The organism is Nonomuraea sp. NPDC003804, from assembly GCF_040610675.1.
GTDB lineage: Bacteria > Actinomycetota > Actinomycetes > Streptosporangiales > Streptosporangiaceae > Nonomuraea.
In genome coordinates, this window is sequence record NZ_JBEXMT010000007.1 from 138,335 (window position 1) to 154,309 (window position 15,975).

Consider the following 15,975-nt stretch of genomic DNA (forward strand, 5'->3'; position numbering starts at 1 on the left):
AGCCTACTGTGCGGGTGCACAGCTCACCGTGCCGGTCGGGAAGGCGCCGAACCCCTCCTGCCTGACCCTCCAGGTGCCGTCGCGCGGGAAGCCGCCCTCCTTCGCCATCATCGCCACCGCCGCGAGCAGGCCGCCGTTGGCGGGCAGGTAGACGCTCAGCCCGCCGCGGAACTGCGGCACGTGCCCGCCGGCCAGTGTGCGGTTCTTGGGTGTGTCCATGAGCAGCGCGTCGACCGCCGCCTCGGGCCGGCCCAGCTTGGTGGCGCACATGGCGAGCACCGGGTAGTCCCATCCCCAGGTGCTGGAGAAGTCCCAGCGGGCCAGCACGTCGTCGTAGGTCGCGGCCATCGTGTCCCGATCGATCATCGGGGTCTCCGGCACGAACCCGAGCGCCATCAGCATCGAGGGGTGGTCGTCGGTGACCGTGTACGGCTCGACCGCCACCGCCGCGTAGACCCCGTCACGGACCGGCGGCCTGGCCAGGCCGTCGATGACGGCGTCCCAGGCGGCGCACCTGCCCATGCCCAGCCGTTCCCGCCAGTCCTGCGCGACCCCGAGCGCCCACGCCCAGTAGGCCAGCTCGAACGTCGGGTCGGCCGTGCGGGCCCGGTCCGGGTAGTAGGTCTCCTGGGCGGGCACGACCGGAGGGCCGAGATGGTAGGTGCCGCCGTCCTCCTCGGCGAAGTCGGCCATGAACGCGGCGGTCTCGAGGACGATCTCCCGGTAGCGTTCCAGCACGGCGTCGCCGCCGCCGTTCAGCCGGAGCAGCTCGGCGTAGTAGATCGGGTGCGGCTGCTGCCAGATGATGAACGCGCCGATGTCGCTCGGCGACTCGCGCCCGTCGGGGCCGACCTGCTTGGGCCACCTGGCTCCCGCGTAGCCCTGCCGCCGGGCGGTCTCCCCGGCCGCGCCGAGGATGTCCCGGTACCAGCCGAGGCTCCGTTCGAGCAGGTCGGGCCGCCCCCACACGGCGAAGTGGGCGGCGTGCCACCAGTGCATCTCCAGGTGGAACTTGCCGCCCCACGAGTTGTGGACCAGCCCGGACTCCTGGGGCGGCATGGTGCCCGCGCAGTGGACGGCGGTGAGGTAGCGCGACAGGACGACCCTGCGCTCCAGCTCGCGGGCGCGGGGGTCGGAGCTGCCCTCGAAGCTGATGGCGGCGCCGCGGGTCCAGAAGTCGCGCCAGTGCGCGGCGGCCACCTGCCGCACCTCCTCGAAGGCGGGCAGGTCGCCGGCGCGGGTTCCGGTGGCCGGCTCGGAGGCGGGCAGGTCGCCGGCGCGGGTTCCGGTGGTCGGCTCGGAGGCGGGCAGGTCGCCGGCGCGGGTTCCGGCGCGGGTTGCGGCGAAGGCGGCGGTGGCGGTGAGCTCGTCCGCCGTGGTCCCGATCAGCAGCTCAGGGCCGAGCACGCCGTCCGTCGCCACCTCCACGACGTACCGGGCGTCGCCGACCCGCCGCTCGGCCCACGCCTCGCCGTACACGGTCTCCTGGAGCAGCTTCTCGCCCTCCAGCAGCGGGTCGGCCTGATCGGGGAAGGACAGCCTGAGCCGCAACCGTCCGTCCGCCAGCAGCGGGGACCGCACCCGGGTGGCCACCAGGTCGCGGTCCGGGTGGACGACCGTCCACACCTCGACGGGACGGCCGAACACTGTGAAGCGCGCGTGCACGCACCCGGTCCACAGGTCGAGCTCCACGCGCGTGGCCGTCAGGTCGCCGAGGCCCACCTGCCGGCCGGCGAAGTCGAGCCCCAGCCTGCCGAGGTCGAGCCGGCGCGGGTTGGCGTACAGCCACGCCGCCGCCTCCGGCGCCGGGCCCAGACCGTCGGGGTAGCGCACCTCGCCACGCCTGGTCCGGTAGCCGGTGGCGGCCTCGTCCAGCGTGTACGGCCGGCCGGGCGCCGTGGCGTACCAGCCCCACGTCGACTGGACGCGCAGCGGCACGGGGAAGTCGTCGAGGTCGAACTCCCGCGGCGGCAGCCGCCTGACTCCGTGCTCGTCGGTCACCACGACCGGCCTGGGCAGCAGCTCGTGCTCGCGCGGGAAGGTCTGCAGCCCCGTGACGTCCACGTTGACGGCGAAGTCACCGTTGCCGACGCTGAGCGTGGACGAAGGATGCCATGTGGTCACCACCACGTTGTGGCCGCGCACCAGCCGCTCACGGTCGATCATCGCGCATCCTCGCCGCCAGCTCCTCGAGACTCTCGGGGTCGATCTTCGAGCCGGGGAACCTGGCCAGGCGGCTCAGCGGGATCGAGCCGATCGTCTTGACGTAGTCGTCGGTCAGGAAGCGGGAGGGCTCCCGCACCACGTCGAGCAGCGCCGTACGGCCGGCCGCGTCGGCGAACCAGTCGCCGAGCGGCGAGTCCGGCGTGAGCACGGGACGCCTGCCGGGCACGTCGAGGCCGACATCGGCGGACAGGCGCAGGTCACGGGAGGAGGCGCCCACGTGGACGCGCGCCGTGCCGGACTCCGCCTGCCACCGGCCGCCGGCCACGTCGAAGAAGGCGAAGTCGCGGTAGCCGAGCGTGAAGCGGACCTCGGCGCTCTCGCCGGGCTCCAGCGCGAGCTTCGTGAAGCCGCGCAGCTCCCTGACCGGACGCCTGACCGTTGCGCTCGGCGCCGACACGTACAGCTGGACCACCTCGCGCCCGTGCCTGCCGCCGGTGTTGGTGACGCGTGCCGCCACCTCGACCGCGATCTCCTCGTCGGCTCCCGTCACCGACACGGTCAGGTCGGAGTAGGCGAAGCTCGTGTAGGACAGGCCGTGGCCGAAGGGGTAGCTGACCTCGCCGTCGACGGCGTCGTGGTACCGGTAGCCGACGAAGACGCCTTCGCCGTAGCGCACCTCGTCGGGGTCGCCGGGGAAGTTGAGGTAGCTGGGGGTGTCCTCCAGGCGCAGCGGGATCGTCTCGGCCAGCCGTCCTGACGGGTTGACCACGCCGAACAGGATGTCGGCGACGGCGCCGCCGCCGGCTTGCCCGAGCAGCCAGCCCTCCAGGATCGCGGCGACCTTCGCGTCCCACTCCGACACCGTCACCACGCCGCCGTTGGACAGCACCACCACGGTCCTGGCGGCCGTCGCGGTCACCGCGTCGAGCAGCGTGCGCTGGCCGGCGGGCAGGTCGAGGTGGGTGCGGTCGTAGCCCTCCGACTCCGCGCCCTCGGGCAGGCCGAGGAAGACCACGGTGACGTCGGCCGCCGCCGCGACGGCGCGGGCCTGGGCGACCAGCTCGTCGTCGGGCTCGCTCGAGTCGAGCCGGTAGCCGGGCGCGAAGGGCAGATCGGCGCCGGCGGCGGCGCGCATCTCGCTCAGCGCGTCGTCGAGCCTGGTCGGAATGATCTGCGAGCTTCCCGCGCCCTGGTAGCGGGGGGTGCGGGCGAGCTCGCCCACGACGGCGACGGAGGCGGTGGGGGCGAGCGGGAGCACGCCGTCGTTCTTCAGCAGCACCGCGCACTGCCCGGCGACCTCGCGGGCCAGCCGGTGGTGCTCCTCGGCGCCCGCCACGGCGATCGCGACCGCGCCGCCGGCCTGGGCCGCCTCGTAGGCGCGGGTGAAGTCCGGCGTGCCGGCGTGCGGGAAGACGCCAGGGGCGGCGCCGGCGCGGGCGGCCCGTACCGCCTCAGGCTGGGCGGCCTGCGCCCGCGCGACCAGCGCGAGCACCCGCTGGGCCGCGAGATCCAGCAGCTCGGGGTCGAGCCGCCCGTCGCGGACGGCCTCGACGATCTGCGCGTCGGTGACGCCGCCCGAGGTGGGCATCTCCAGGTCGAGCCCTGCCCGCACCCCCGCCACCCGGTCGTCGACCGCGCCCCAGTCGGACATGACCAGGCCGTCGAAGCCCCATTCCTCACGCAGGACCTGGGTGAGCAGCCAGCGGTTCTGCGAGGCGTACTCGCCGTTGACCTTGTTGTAGGCGCACATCACGGTCCACGGGCGGGCCTGCTTGATCACGTGCTCGAACCCGGCGAGGTAGATCTCGCGCAGGGTGCGCTCGTCGACCTCGGCGCTCACGCGCAGCCGGTTGGTCTCCTGGTTGTTGGCGGCGAAGTGCTTGAGCGCCGCGCCGACGCCGCGCGACTGCAGGCCCTCCACGAGCGCCGCGCCGAGCACGCCGCTGACCAGCGGGTCCTCCGACAGGTACTCGAAGTTGCGCCCGCACAGCGGCGAGCGCTTGATGTTGATGCCGGGGCCGAGCAGCACCTGCACGCCCAGCGAGCGAGCCTCGGTGCCCAGGGCGGCGCCGACCCTGCGCAGCAGGTCGGCGTCCCATGACGAGCCGAGGGCGACGGCGGGCGGCATGCAGGTGGCGGGGATGCTGTGCCCGATGCCGAGATGGTCTCCGCCGACGATCTGGCGGCGCACCCCGTGCGGGCCGTCGCTCAACGTGATCGAGGGGATTGCGGCGCGGTCGACGGGCTTGGTGGTCCAGAGGGAGGCGCCGGAGGTCAGCGACGCCTTTTCGGCGATGGTCAGGTCGTTCACGGGGCGATCGTGTCCAGGTAGTCGTCGAGGGAGGCGAGCAGGTCGAAGTCGGGTTCGAGCAGCCACTGGGTCTGGAGGCCGTCGAGCACGGCGATGAGCACGGGCCCCATGGCCGTGTCGCTCACCTCGCCCCTGCTCTTGGCCTTGTCGAGGGTGCTGGAGAACAGCTCCCGGCTGGTGCGGTAGCGATGCCGGAAGAACTCGTGGGCGGGGTGTCGTGGATCGACGGCCTCGGCGGACAGGGTCACGAACAGCCGCATGACGCCTGCCGCGGCCATGTTGCGGGCCATCAGCTCGCGGGTCGCCTCGCGGAAGCTGCCCGCCTGCGCCCATGTCGTCTCGAACCAGGGGATGTCGGTGTCGTCTCGCTGCTGCAGTACGGCGGCCAGGAGAGCCTCCTTGGAAGGGAAGTAGTGCAGGACGCCCGCCGGCGTGAGGCCCACCTGGGCGGCCACGTCGCGCAGGGATGCGCCCCGGTAGCCCTTGATGCTGAACAGATCGCGGGCGGCGTCGAGGATCTGCTCCCGGCGGGCGGCGCCCACGGTGGAGAGCTTGCGTGCGGCCATGAAGTCAAGGCTAACAAAACCACCTATCAGTTGGTAGGTTTTTGTCATGGCACTCGATCCCCTCCTCGTTCCCCTGCTCGAGCTCTACTCGTCCCTGCCCACGCCGGAGCACGACGACGTCGCCGAACGCCGCCGGGCACAGCGCGCGCGATCCGCCGAGGAACGCCCGTACACGCGTTACGTCGAGCCCGCGCCCAGCGTGGCGGAGGTCTACGACGTGACCGTCCCGCCCGACGGCATCGGCGCGCGGGTCTACCGCGCGGGCGGGAACAGCACGGGCACGCTGGTCTTCTACCACGGCGGCGGCTGGTGGTCGGGACACCCCGACGACACCGACACGCGGTGCAGGACCATCGCCGCGGGGACCGGCGTCACCGTGGTCAGCGTCGACTACCGGCTGGCGCCCGAGCACCGCTTTCCGGCCCACGTCGACGACTGCTACCACGCGCTGGAGTGGGCGGCCGCGCAGGACTTCGGCCCCGGCTGGCTCGGCGTCGCGGGCGAGAGCGCGGGCGGCAACCTCGCCGCCGCCATGGCGCTGCTGGCCAAGGCGCGCGGCGGACCCGCGCTGAACCTGCAGATCATGGAGATCCCCGCGCTCGACCTGACGCTGTCGTCCCCCTCGGTCGACACGTACGCCGAGGGATACGTGCTGACCAGCAAGGAGATCCGCTGGTGCGTCGAGAACTACCTCGGCGACCACGACCCCACCGATCCGCTGGTCTCCCCGCTGCACGCCGACGACCTGACCGGCCTTCCCCCCGCCGTCATCCTGACGGCCCAGTACGACCCGCTCGCCGACGACGGCAGCCGCTACGCCGAACGGCTGGCGGCCGCCGGGGTGCCGGTGACCTACAGGGAGTTCGAGGGGCAGGTGCACGGCTCGCACGGGCTCACCGCGCTCCTGCCCGTCGCCCGCGAGTGGCGGACGACCCTGCTCGAGGCCATCAGGGCGAGCCTGGCAGCCTGACCACGCCGCCGCCCGGCGAGTCGAACACCATCACCGGGCGGCCCTCCTCCCACGCCGGCCAGCCGGGCGCGCCGTACGTGACGAAGCGCACCCAGGCGGCGTGCATCCGGTCGGCGAGCTCCTGCGGACCGCCCGGCCCGCAGATCGCCTCGGCCTCCGGGGTCCCGAGCGTGTCGAAGACGTAGTTGAGCTCCACCGCGTGCGCCGCGCCGAGGCCGTGGACCGGCGAGCGCCACCCGAACTCGTACATCCACGTGCGTGCCCCGCGGGCCTCGGCCAGCGCGTGCATCGGCCGGCGCAGCAGCAGCTCCGTGGTCAGGTCGCCGAGGATCTCGCCGCTGCTCGCCCCGGGGTGGGCCCGCCGGAGCGCGGCGAGCTCCCTCCGCGGCACCCTGAACTTCAACCGCGCGGCCAGCAGGTGCAGCCAGGTGACCTTGTCGAGCATCCCGGTGGGCGCGTACCACAGCCGGTACTCCTCGGCCGTGTACCCCATCAGGAGCGGGATGTCCGCCCCAGCGCCGTCGAGCAGCGCGGCGCCCGGATCGGACACCACCGGCTCGTTCCCCGGCACGGGCCCGAAGCCCGCACTCTTGCGCTGCGTCCGCGCCTGGCTGGCCAGCAGGTCCGCCGGAGACACGGCGGCGAACGCCTCCCGCGTGGCGGGGATGCCGAGGTCCTTGGCCATCAGGTCGGTGATCCGCCGTGAGGACCCCGCGGGGCCCGGCCCGACCGGACCGCTCTGGATGACCGCCCCGGCCATCAGCTCCTTCGCCGACGGATGGGCGAGGAGCGCGGCCACCGACCCGCCGCCCGCCGACTGGCCCGCGACCGTGACCCTGCCGGGATCGCCGCCGAAGGCCGCGATGTTGTCCCGCACCCAGCGCAGCGCCGCCACCTGGTCGGCGAGCCCCAGGTGCGGGGGCGCGCCGTCGAGCACCGAGAAGCCCTCGGCGCCCAGCCGGTAGTTGACCGACACCAGCACCACGCCGTCACGGGCGAAGGCGCGCCCGTCGTAGGTGCCGAGCGCGTTGCTCCCCCTGGTGAGCGCGCCGCCCGGCAGCCAGACCATGACGGGGTGGCCGGCGCCCTCCGCGGGCGCCCAGATGTTCACGTTGAGGATCTCGTCGCCGTCGATGATCACGCTGGGCAGGACCTTCTCCAGCCCTCCCGTGTACGGCAGCTGCGGCGGCGTCGGGCCCATGCGGGTCGCGTCGCGCACGCCGTCCCAGCGGTCGTGCGGCCGCGGCGCCCTGAACCGGTCCTCCCCGTACGGCGCGGCGGCATAGGGCACCCCCAGGAACGCGGCGATCCCCCCTTCGACGTGTCCCCGCACCGCACCCTGCCCGGTCTTGACGATCACATGTCCTCCCCTGTCCGGCCGCCGGCCCCGTGCCGTCGCCGCGCCGGTCACGCCGGCTCCACCACGGCCGTGCGCCGTTCGGCCAGCCGCTCGGCCGCCTCCCGCGCCACGGCCCTGCTGATCGGGTAGGCCGTGAACGCCAGCGCGCCCACCAGGCCGATCCCCGCGGGCACGAGGCTCTGCGCCAGGAGGATCCCGTTCAGCGTCTCCGCGCTCTGCGCCACGCCGCCGCTGCGGTAGCCGGTCAGCGCGAGCGTGTAGGCCAGCAGGCCGCCGCCGATCCCGCCGCCCGCCTTGGCCGCGAAGGACGTCATCGCCGCCAGCGACGCCTCCGTCCTGAACCCGTGCTTCCACTCGGTGTAGTCGGTGAGCTCGGCCAGCAGCACCAGGCTGAGCGCCACCGCGCCGCCGAACCCGATCCCCGTCAGGGCGAAGCAGGCCAGCACGGGCAGCGGATCCGTCGGCACGACCATCAGCAGCGCCAGCCCGGTGACCGACACCCCGAGGCTCGCCACGTACAGCGGCTTCGCTCCTGCCCGCCGCGCCAGCGCCGGCACCACCACGGCGCCGCCGACCATCGGGATCGCCATCACGAACGCCGCGGCCGACAGGTACTTCTGGTCGCCGATGTAGTACAGGAAGAAGTACGGCATCGCCGCCGTCAGCGCCCCGCTGGCCGCCTGCACCGACACCTTCGACAGCAGCAGGATCGGCACCGCCCTGCCGGAGAAGAACACCTTGCGCACGTCCGACAGCCGGTACCGCTCCGGCGAGAGCGGCACCACCCGCTCGCGCACCCGCGCCACCATGACGGTCACGAGGCAGAGCCCGGCGACCGCCGAGCCGATGACGTAGGTGAGCCAGCCGGTGGTCCCGCCGCCCAGGGCGTTCACCACCGGCAGGGTCAGCCCCGTGGCCAGCGCCGCCGCGAACAGCCCGGTGACGCCGACGATCGCGGCCAGCTGGCCGCGGGTGCGGGGGTCGCCGCTGATCGCGGGCACCAGCGAGGTCATCGGGATCTGGAAGAGGTCCAGCAGCAGGCCCCACAGCAGGTAGGTGATCCAGACCGCGACGAGCGCGTTCGGCAGCATCGCGGGCACGACGAACAGCGCGACGACGCAGAAGACGCACAGCACGGCGCCCAGGAGGACGTACGGGCGGAACCTGCCCCACCGGGTGGGCGGGAGGTGGTCGACGAGGTAGCCCATGAGCGGGTCACTGGCGCCGTCGGCGATCCTGGCGACCAGCATCAGCGTGCCGACGGCCGCCGCGCCCATGCCCACGACGTCGGTGAGGTACAGCAGCAGGAAGCCGGAGCCGGCGCCCATGAGCACGCCGCCGAGCACTCCTGAGAAGAAGGCGAGCTTCTCCCCCACGCCGGGCTTGTCGTCCATCTCGCTCCTCACATCCAAAACCTACCAACTGATAGGTAGATGACTCAGGCTAGAGTCGACCGCCGCGCACCGTCAACAGTCGGCGGGATGTCAAGAATTCTTGACCTCACGTCCGCGTTGTTTTACATTCCTCGATGTCTACTTTCTTTTACATGAGGGGTATACGTGTCCATCGAGGAGAAACGCGTCTGGATCTACGCCGCGATCGCGACCGGCGTGCCCATCGTCTACTTCGCCGTCATCCTCCGGCAGCTCCCGACCACGGACGTCACCCACATCGCCTACGTCTGGCCGCTGCTCACCGCCATCACCGTGGCCGTCGTCATGAACATCGCCGGCAGCGTCGTGACCGCGATCGCCTCCCCCGGAGAGGCCGGCAAGCGGGACGAGCGCGACGTCGACATCCACCTCCACGGCCAGCGCGTCGAGTACCTCGTCCTGGTCCTCGGCGGCGTGACCGCCTTCGGCCTGGCGCTGGCGAGGATCGAGCACTTCTGGATCGCCAACGCCCTCTACCTGGCCTTCGCCCTCTCGGCCGTCGCCTCGTCGATCGCCAGGATCGTCGCCTACCGCCGGGGATTCTGACCATGGGCAAGCCCACCAAGGTCACGAACGTGATCCGGTCCCTCCGCTTCGCCCACGGCGAGATGACCCAGGCGGAGCTGGCCGACCGCATCGGCGTGACCCGCCAGACCGTCATCGCCATCGAGCAGGGCCGGTACTCACCGTCGCTGGAGATGGCCTTCCGGATCGCCCGGGTGTTCGGCGCCCCCCTCGACGAGGTCTTCCAGTACCCCGACACCGAAGGATGACCATGAAAGCGATCGTCCGCGACACCTACGGCCCGCCCGACCGGCTCCGCCTCGCCGACATCGACCAACCGGCCGTCGGCGACGACGACGTGCTCGTCCAGGTCGTCGCGGCGGGCCTCGACCAGGGCGTCTGGCATCACGTCACCGGCGTGCCGTACCTGGCCCGCCTCGCCATGGGCGTGCGCAGGCCGCGGGTCCGCGTCCCCGGGCAGGACGTGGCCGGCCGGGTCGCCGCCGTCGGCCGCGACGTGACCCGCTTCCAGCCGGGCGACGAGGTGTACGGCACCTGCGAGGGCGCCTTCGCCGAGTACGCCGGCACCCACCAGAACCGGCTTGTGGCCAAACCCGCCGCCCTCACCTTCGAGCAGGCGGCCGCGATCCCCACCTCCGCCTGCACCGCCTTCCAGGCCCTGGCCACCGTACGGGCGGGGCAGCGGGTCCTGGTCATCGGCGCGGGCGGCGGCGTGGGCACGTTCGCCGTCCAGCTGGCCAAGGTGTCGGACGCGCACGTCACCGGCGTGTGCAGCACCGCGAAGACCGCGCTGGTCCGGTCGATCGGCGCGGACGAGGTCATCGACCACACCCGTGACGACTTCGCCGCCGCAGGCCACCGCTACGACCTCATCGTCGACACGGGAGGCAACCGCCGGCTGTCACTCCTGCGCCGCTGCCTCACCCCCAGGGGGACGCTGGTCGTCGTCGGCGGCGAGAACGGCGGACGATGGCTGACCGGCACCGACCGCCAGCTGCGGATGCTGCTCCTCGACCGGTTCGTCGGCCAGAAGCTGCACCCCCTGTTCACCACCATCCGCCAGGCGGACCTGCCGGCCCTGACAGAGCTGGCCGAGGCGGGACGGCTCACCCCGGCGATCGACCGCACCTACCCGCTCGCGCAGGCCGCCGAAGCGATCGGCTACCTGCGCGAAGGACGCGCGGCGGGCAAGGTCGTCATCACCGTTTGACCCCGGATCGGCGGTCACATTCCTTCCACCCGGCCTTGCCGGCGCCCTTCCCGCCCCGATCACTCCTTGTTCAGCGCAGCCCTAGACGGGCACGACGTTGGCGTTGAGACGGAACAGGTTGTCCGGATCGTAGCGCCGCTTGACGTCCCGCAGCCGCTCCAGGTTGTCGCCGAAGGCCGACTGGACCACCTCCGGCGTCTCTTCCGGCGCGGCGCTGTCGAAGCTGAGGTACGGCCGGCCGGTCGAGAACTTCTCGGCATCGGCGATGACCTGCCGTACCCAGGCGATGTGAGCGTCCGCGTCCTGGTCGCGCCAGTTGGCGTCCACGCTCAGCATGCTGCTCGCGTCGCGCGCGGCGTACGCCGTCGCGTGCGGATTCACGTGGTTGACCGCTCCGCCGAGCAGCGGCACGTGCACCATGGACTCCGGCGAGGTCCGCGCGAGCCCGTGCCGTACGATCACGTCCGCCGCCTGGCTGGGAGGCCCGCTGAGCATCAGCGACTTCCAGTAGCTGGACAGCTGGCCCTTGACGAAGAAGAAGTCGAAGGCCGCCTGGAACATGCGGTACGGCATCGGGGCGCTCAGATCGGCGAGCGGGGTGCCGAGCTGCCGTAGCGGCCGCAGCACCTTCTCCCCCTCGTCGGGCGGCCCCGCGTACAGGGCGCCGGTGATGAGCACGTCCCTGCCGTGGATCTCCGGCGGCATGTGCGGATCCGTCGGGATCGTCCAGAAGATGGCCCTGGTGGTGACCTCGTCGGGCACCGTCCCGGCCCAGTCGCTCCAGGCGCGGAACACCTCGTCCTGGTGGTCGGCGTAGACCGGGACCGCGCACATCACGATCGGGCCGACGGGCTGGGCGGCGAACTCGAAGGCGGTGACCACGCCGAAGTTGCCGCCGCCGCCCCGGAGCGCCCAGAACAGGTCATCGTTCTCCAGCTCGCTGGCCCGCCGCAGCCGTCCGTCGGCCGTGACGATCTCGACAGCGCGCAGGTTGTCGCAGGACAGGCCGTACTTGCGGTGCAGCCACCCGATGCCGCCGCTCAGGGTGAGCCCGGCGACGCCGGTCGTCGACACCACCCCGCCCGGAACGGCGAGGTTGAACACCTGGGCCTCCCTGTCGACGTCGCCCCACGTGGCGCCACCCTGGACGCGCACCAGACGGGCGTCGGGATCGACCCAGACGCCGCGCATCCCGGACAGGTCGATGAGCAGCGCGCCGTCGCGCGCGGAGTGCCCCGCGATGCTGTGGCCGCCGCTGCGCACCGCGGCCAGCAGGCCGTACTCGCGCGCGAGATTGACCGCGTCGATGACGTCCGCGGCGCCCGAGCACCTGATGACGAGGGCGGGACGGCGATCGATCAGCCCGTTCTGCACCGCCCTGACAGCGTCGTAGTCGGCGTCCTCCTGCGTGATGAGCGAACCCCGGAAGGTCATCCGGAGTTCTTCGAGTTTGTCGTCGTCCAGTGTGACGGTTTCGCCCGAGAGCGTCTCGACCTTGATCGACATGGGCTGCCCCCTTCAGGGCGGTGCGTGATCCCCCCAGCGGACCGGTCTCTCCCCGCACCGGGGCGACCCCGTCCGCGGCGCTTGCCTCATCCCTCCGAACATGCCGCCTATCTGCGGCCATGTCCCGACCTCACCCCGTGACTTCCCACAGTAACCCGTCACCACGCCCCCGCATCAGACCTCCGGCCCCCATCCACCCACCCGCCACCACACCTCAAGGCCCACCCCTGCCCCGGCGTTTGAGGTGGGCCTTGTGATCAGGCTTTTTGGTGGGGCCTTTCTGGTGAGGCCTTTTGGCGTGGCCTTCTGGGGGGCCTTTTGGCGGGGGGCCTTCTGGTGGGGTCTTTGGCGGGGGACTTTCTGGCCTTCTGGTGGGGGCCCTGTGGTGGGACGGCCCCGGCGGTCCTGCCCCCGCCCCCGGCGTCGCTGCGCTTCCCGGCTGCCAGTACGACGAGAGAACGGCATCCGACCTGCGCCGACGCACCGTCCGCTCCATAGGATCAGAAGCGCCGCCCACCACCGTCGAGGGAGCCCGAGTGAACCGCAGCATCCGCACCATGGACGACGTCATGAACCTGCTCGACCGGCTGTTCGCGTCGGACGCCGACCGATGGACGGAGCAGGCGTCCACCTGGTGGGACGACTTCTACACCGACCGCTCCAAGCCGGTCCCCTTCTTCGCCGACAAGCCGGACGAGAGCCTCGTGTCCTACCTCGAACGCGGCATGCTCCGCCCCGGACGCGCGCTGGACCTGGGCTGCGGCCCCGGCCGCAATGCCATCCACCTCGCCTCGCTCGGCTTCGAGGTCGACGCCATCGACCTGTCCCCGACGGCTGTGGCCTGGGCGGAGGAGCGCGCCAGGACGGCCGGCGCCGACGTCCGCTTCCACTGCGGCGACGCTTTCACCGCCGACCTCCGGCCCGGCCGGTACGACCTGGTCTACGACTCCGGCTGCCTGCACCACCTGCCGCCGCACCGCCGGGTGAGCTACCTGAACCTGCTGGACAGGCTGCTGGCCCCCGGCGGCCACCTCGCCATCACCTGCTTCGCCTCCGGCGCCATGGGCTCCGAACTCCAGGACGAGGAGTTCTACCGCGACGGCCGCCTGCACGGCGGGCTCGCCTACACCCCCGTTCCGCCCTGGTCGGACGATCATCGGAACGCTAGCAGCCCGCCCGCTCCACAGGGGAAGCGCCAGGACCGCCTCGCCCCTCCTGCGTTCAGCGCTGGACAGATCCGGCGACGCGAAGAAGAGGGCCGACCCGACGGCGGACGCGGGTGACCACGCCAAGGCCGCCACGACGATCCCACGACCGGGTGGGATGATGGGTGCGGGAGGGCTCCCGGGCGCCTCGGTCGTCCGCGCGACGCGCGCCGAGCGTGCGAGCCTGACCCCGAGCGCCTGGTCAGCGAGATCATCTGTGATCGTCGTTGGAGGACGCCATGGGGACAGCCCTCGGTGATGTGCTCGGGCTCGCCGCCGCGGTCGCGATCAGCCCACTCCCGATCATCGCCATCATCATCATCCTGGGTACGCCGAGGGGACGTCTCAACGGGCTGCTGTTCACCCTGGGATGGGTCATCGGGCTCTTCGCGCTCGGCGCGGTGATGCTGGCGATCGGCGGGCCGGCCGCCGGCGCGACCCCGTCGAAGCCCGCCGCCTGGGTGGGCGACCTCAAGCTCGCCCTGGGCGTGCTGCTCGTCGTGCTCGGCGGGCGGCAGTGGCACCGGCGACCTTCCGCGGGCGCGGAGGCGGAGCTCCCCAAATGGATGTCCGCGATCGACCGCTTCTCACCGGCCAAGGTCTTCGGGCTCGGCATCGTGCTGTCGGCGGCCAACCTCAAGAACGCCCCGCTCACCATCGCCGCAGGCGCCTCCATCAGCGCGGCCGCGATTCCACCCGGGCAGCAGATCACGGTACTGGCCGTGTTCGTGATCATCGCCTCCCTGGGACTCCTTGCGCCCCTGGCGGTCTTCCTGCTCATGGGAGAACGCGCCAAGAGCATGCTCGACAACTGGAGGGGCTGGGCCGCCCGGCACAACACCGCCATCATGGCCGTCCTGTTCGCCGTCCTCGGCGTGAAGCTGCTTGGGGACGGCATCCGCATCCTCGCCCCCTGACCGACGCCCGCGCCGCAGCCGACCAACCGGCCCCTACCCGCTGCGGCGACCGACCCCCCGGCGCAGCACCGAGACCTCGTTGAAGACCGGCTGGCTCCAGGAGAAGCGAGGCCCACCGGGCGGAAAGCAATCGTGGAAGACTCCGGGCGTCAGAGAGAGTCTGCCCTCACTCCGCCGATCTTGCCCAGCACGCAGGAGACCTCACCTGCCACGACGCCCGGAACGAATAACCGGCATACGTACCCCTGGAACAGCCCGCATGAGGAGATACCGGTTCGTGGGGCGCGACAATCATGATTTTGGTTCAATAGCCGATCATGAAGGCACGGGCGATACCGGCGGCAGTCGCCGTCCTGGCGTTGCTGCCGCCTGCCGCCGTGGCCGAAACGCGGACGGCGGTGGCCGTGATGACGTGGAACGTCTGCACAGGCACGAACCCTGCCTGCGGCCTCTACCGTGCCGACGCCCCTCAGTTGGCGCAGGCGATCGGCGAATATGCCGTGAACCAGCCCATCAGACCCGACGTGATCTTCTTGCAGGAATTCTGCACCGGGGCCGACAGTGCCCTGGAACTGGGACTGCGGCAGCGCACCGGCCGCAAGTGGACCGTCCGCTCGTTCGCCCTCACCTCGAACACCGGGGCCCCGTACGCCTGCCACCCCGACAAGCTCGGCCGCCCGCGAGGCACCCAGAGCATCACGGTCGCCGTCGCCGCCGACACGGCGACCTTCCAGAGCCTTCCGCTGACCACACCGCCTTGGTACGTGAAGCGGGCGGTGCTCTGCGCCACCATCCCCGCCAAGCGCGTCCACGCGTGCGGCACGCACCTGTCAGTGGGCACGGCTTACGATGACCGGCAGCCCGGCGCGCCGTACCGCACCAGGCAGATCAAGGAACTGATGGCCTACGCCGCCAAGCCCGGCTACCACAGCGTCTTCGGCGGCGACCTCAACGTCGCCCCTCCGGACAGCACGGACGGCAGCGCCGCCGGTCGGCGTGCCATCGTGCCCGCCTACCAGGCCTACCGCGAGTGCGACCAGCGTGGGAGCAGCCGTACCGGGCGCTGGACACACAGCGCCGGCGAGAGACGCAAGAAGCTCGACTACCTGTTCGTCACCAAAGGCGGCACCCGTCAGTGTCACGTCCCTCCGCCCACCTCCATGTCCGACCACAGGCCCCTCTATCTCAGAGTGGAGTTCTGACAGGAGCGGCCCAAGATGGTCGTGCTAGCGTGATCTTCTCCGCATCCCCTTGTCAGAGATGGTCGACAGCCGTCTTCTGCGCAGTCACGCGAGGGCCCCTTGAAGATCACACGTTGGATCGCGAGCGGCACGGCCCTGACCGCCACGGCCGCCCTCACCCTGGTGTCCGCCACTCCCGCGCAGGCCTACCCCCAGGGCACCTGCAGAGGGAACTCGTTCCGCAAGGTAGCCAGCTATCCCATCACGGTAGGGGCGAAGGACGGGGAGGTCTACGGCACCGTCTCGCTCTACCACAGCCGCCTCACGCGCAGGAAGTGCGCCATAGCCCGGGTGGCGAGCCCCTACGTCGGACGGACAAGCTATCTCTACGTCGCGCTCCTCGCGGACAAGAACAGGAACAACAAGTACGACAGCCCTGACATCGGGGTGGCCGACGGCAGCACGCGGTACAAGTGGTTCGCGGGCCCGGTCTACGCCTACGCCGACCAGTTGTGCGTCCAGTTCCACGGAACGATCCGCATCGGCTCCCAGCCCGCCGTCCACGGAGGCACCCCGGAAGGCACCTGGAAATACTGCGACTGACCGCGCAGGCCGGGGGCCGGCC

14 protein-coding genes are annotated in these 15,975 nt (G+C 71.7%); 8 read left to right on the plus strand and 6 right to left on the minus strand.

Annotation, left to right across the window (positions count from 1 at the left end; all coding sequences use genetic code 11):
- Window positions 1-3: 3 nt before the first annotated feature.
- The 3 genes from ABZX22_RS11835 to ABZX22_RS11845 are packed head-to-tail and all read right to left on the minus strand — an operon-like array spanning window position 4 to window position 5,043.
- A complete protein-coding gene (locus tag ABZX22_RS11835; RefSeq protein WP_354907708.1) occupies window positions 4-2,166 on the minus strand; it encodes a hypothetical protein in 2,163 nt (720 codons plus the stop codon).
- Window positions 2,153-4,477: a glycoside hydrolase family 3 C-terminal domain-containing protein gene (locus ABZX22_RS11840; protein WP_354907709.1), complete on the minus strand. Its 2,325-nt coding sequence runs from the start codon at window positions 4,475-4,477 to the stop codon at window positions 2,153-2,155. Before ABZX22_RS11840 ends, ABZX22_RS11835 begins: the two co-directional genes overlap by 14 nt.
- Window positions 4,474-5,043: a helix-turn-helix domain-containing protein gene (locus ABZX22_RS11845; protein WP_354907711.1), complete on the minus strand. Its 570-nt coding sequence runs from the start codon at window positions 5,041-5,043 to the stop codon at window positions 4,474-4,476. Before ABZX22_RS11845 ends, ABZX22_RS11840 begins: the two co-directional genes overlap by 4 nt.
- A gap of 46 nt (window positions 5,044-5,089) precedes the next feature.
- Between ABZX22_RS11845 and ABZX22_RS11850 the strand changes: the two genes are divergently transcribed.
- Complete coding sequence (locus tag ABZX22_RS11850; protein ID WP_354907713.1) at window positions 5,090-6,013, plus strand: alpha/beta hydrolase; 924 nt, start codon at window positions 5,090-5,092, stop codon at window positions 6,011-6,013.
- Here the strand turns inward: ABZX22_RS11850 and ABZX22_RS11855 are convergent.
- Together ABZX22_RS11855 and ABZX22_RS11860 are read right to left on the minus strand one after the other, a co-directional pair.
- Window positions 5,991-7,373 carry a carboxylesterase family protein gene (locus ABZX22_RS11855; protein ID WP_354907714.1) on the minus strand — a complete coding sequence of 461 codons (1,383 nt, stop codon included), beginning with the start codon at window positions 7,371-7,373 and terminating at the stop codon, window positions 5,991-5,993. The two genes, ABZX22_RS11850 and ABZX22_RS11855, sit on opposite strands and share 23 nt — an antisense overlap.
- A 47-nt stretch (window positions 7,374-7,420) precedes the next feature.
- A complete protein-coding gene (locus tag ABZX22_RS11860) occupies window positions 7,421-8,779 on the minus strand; it encodes a glycoside-pentoside-hexuronide (GPH):cation symporter (RefSeq protein WP_354907716.1) in 1,359 nt (452 codons plus the stop codon).
- Window positions 8,780-8,932: 153 nt separating this feature from the next.
- Here ABZX22_RS11860 and ABZX22_RS11865 point away from each other — a divergent pair, with 153 nt between their 5' ends.
- The 3 genes from ABZX22_RS11865 to ABZX22_RS11875 are packed head-to-tail and all read left to right on the plus strand — an operon-like array spanning window position 8,933 to window position 10,541.
- The gene (locus tag ABZX22_RS11865; protein WP_354907717.1) at window positions 8,933-9,352 is read left to right on the plus strand and encodes a hypothetical protein; all 420 of its coding nucleotides are present in this window, start codon (window positions 8,933-8,935) and stop codon (window positions 9,350-9,352) included.
- A gap of 2 nt (window positions 9,353-9,354) precedes the next feature.
- Window positions 9,355-9,579 carry a helix-turn-helix transcriptional regulator gene (locus ABZX22_RS11870; RefSeq protein WP_354907718.1) on the plus strand — a complete coding sequence of 75 codons (225 nt, stop codon included), beginning with the start codon at window positions 9,355-9,357 and terminating at the stop codon, window positions 9,577-9,579.
- A gap of 2 nt (window positions 9,580-9,581) precedes the next feature.
- Window positions 9,582-10,541 (plus strand): NAD(P)-dependent alcohol dehydrogenase, encoded by a 960-nt coding sequence (locus tag ABZX22_RS11875; RefSeq protein WP_354907720.1) that lies wholly within the window; start codon window positions 9,582-9,584, stop codon window positions 10,539-10,541.
- Between the two features lie 81 nt (window positions 10,542-10,622).
- On the opposite strand, the gene ABZX22_RS11880 is transcribed toward ABZX22_RS11875, so the two are convergent.
- Window positions 10,623-12,047: an FAD-binding oxidoreductase gene (locus ABZX22_RS11880; RefSeq protein WP_354907722.1), complete on the minus strand. Its 1,425-nt coding sequence runs from the start codon at window positions 12,045-12,047 to the stop codon at window positions 10,623-10,625.
- Window positions 12,048-12,583: 536 nt separating this feature from the next.
- Here ABZX22_RS11880 and ABZX22_RS11885 point away from each other — a divergent pair.
- The 4 genes from ABZX22_RS11885 (at window position 12,584) to ABZX22_RS11900 (ending at window position 15,953) form a co-directional block, all read left to right on the plus strand.
- Window positions 12,584-13,330, plus strand: a complete 747-nt coding sequence (locus ABZX22_RS11885) for a class I SAM-dependent methyltransferase (RefSeq protein ID WP_354907724.1) — start codon at window positions 12,584-12,586, stop codon at window positions 13,328-13,330.
- 161 nt (window positions 13,331-13,491) lie between these two features.
- On the plus strand, window positions 13,492-14,169 hold the full coding sequence (locus ABZX22_RS11890) for a GAP family protein (RefSeq protein ID WP_354907725.1): 678 nt from the start codon (window positions 13,492-13,494) through the stop codon (window positions 14,167-14,169).
- A gap of 317 nt (window positions 14,170-14,486) precedes the next feature.
- Window positions 14,487-15,371, plus strand: a complete 885-nt coding sequence (locus tag ABZX22_RS11895) for an endonuclease/exonuclease/phosphatase family protein (RefSeq protein WP_354907726.1) — start codon at window positions 14,487-14,489, stop codon at window positions 15,369-15,371.
- A 99-nt stretch (window positions 15,372-15,470) separates the two neighbouring features.
- Entirely contained in the window at window positions 15,471-15,953 is a 483-nt protein-coding gene (locus ABZX22_RS11900; RefSeq protein ID WP_354907728.1) for a hypothetical protein, read from the plus strand.
- Window positions 15,954-15,975: the final 22 nt, after the last annotated feature.

Bases quoted from the DNA above. Each gene is read 5' to 3' on its own strand.
- ABZX22_RS11845 (WP_354907711.1), bottom strand. From the start codon at position 5,043: ATGGCCGCACGCAAGCTCTCCACCGTGGGCGCCGCCCGCCGGGAGCAG.
- ABZX22_RS11870 (WP_354907718.1), top strand. From the start codon at position 9,355: ATGGGCAAGCCCACCAAGGTCACGAACGTGATCCGGTCCCTCCGCTTC.
- ABZX22_RS11875 (WP_354907720.1), top strand. From the start codon at position 9,582: ATGAAAGCGATCGTCCGCGACACCTACGGCCCGCCCGACCGGCTCCGC.
- ABZX22_RS11880 (WP_354907722.1), bottom strand. From the start codon at position 12,047: ATGTCGATCAAGGTCGAGACGCTCTCGGGCGAAACCGTCACACTGGAC.
- ABZX22_RS11895 (WP_354907726.1), top strand. From the start codon at position 14,487: ATGAAGGCACGGGCGATACCGGCGGCAGTCGCCGTCCTGGCGTTGCTG.
- ABZX22_RS11850 (WP_354907713.1), top strand. From the start codon at position 5,090: ATGGCACTCGATCCCCTCCTCGTTCCCCTGCTCGAGCTCTACTCGTCC.
- ABZX22_RS11890 (WP_354907725.1), top strand. From the start codon at position 13,492: ATGGGGACAGCCCTCGGTGATGTGCTCGGGCTCGCCGCCGCGGTCGCG.
- ABZX22_RS11835 (WP_354907708.1), bottom strand. From the start codon at position 2,166: ATGATCGACCGTGAGCGGCTGGTGCGCGGCCACAACGTGGTGGTGACC.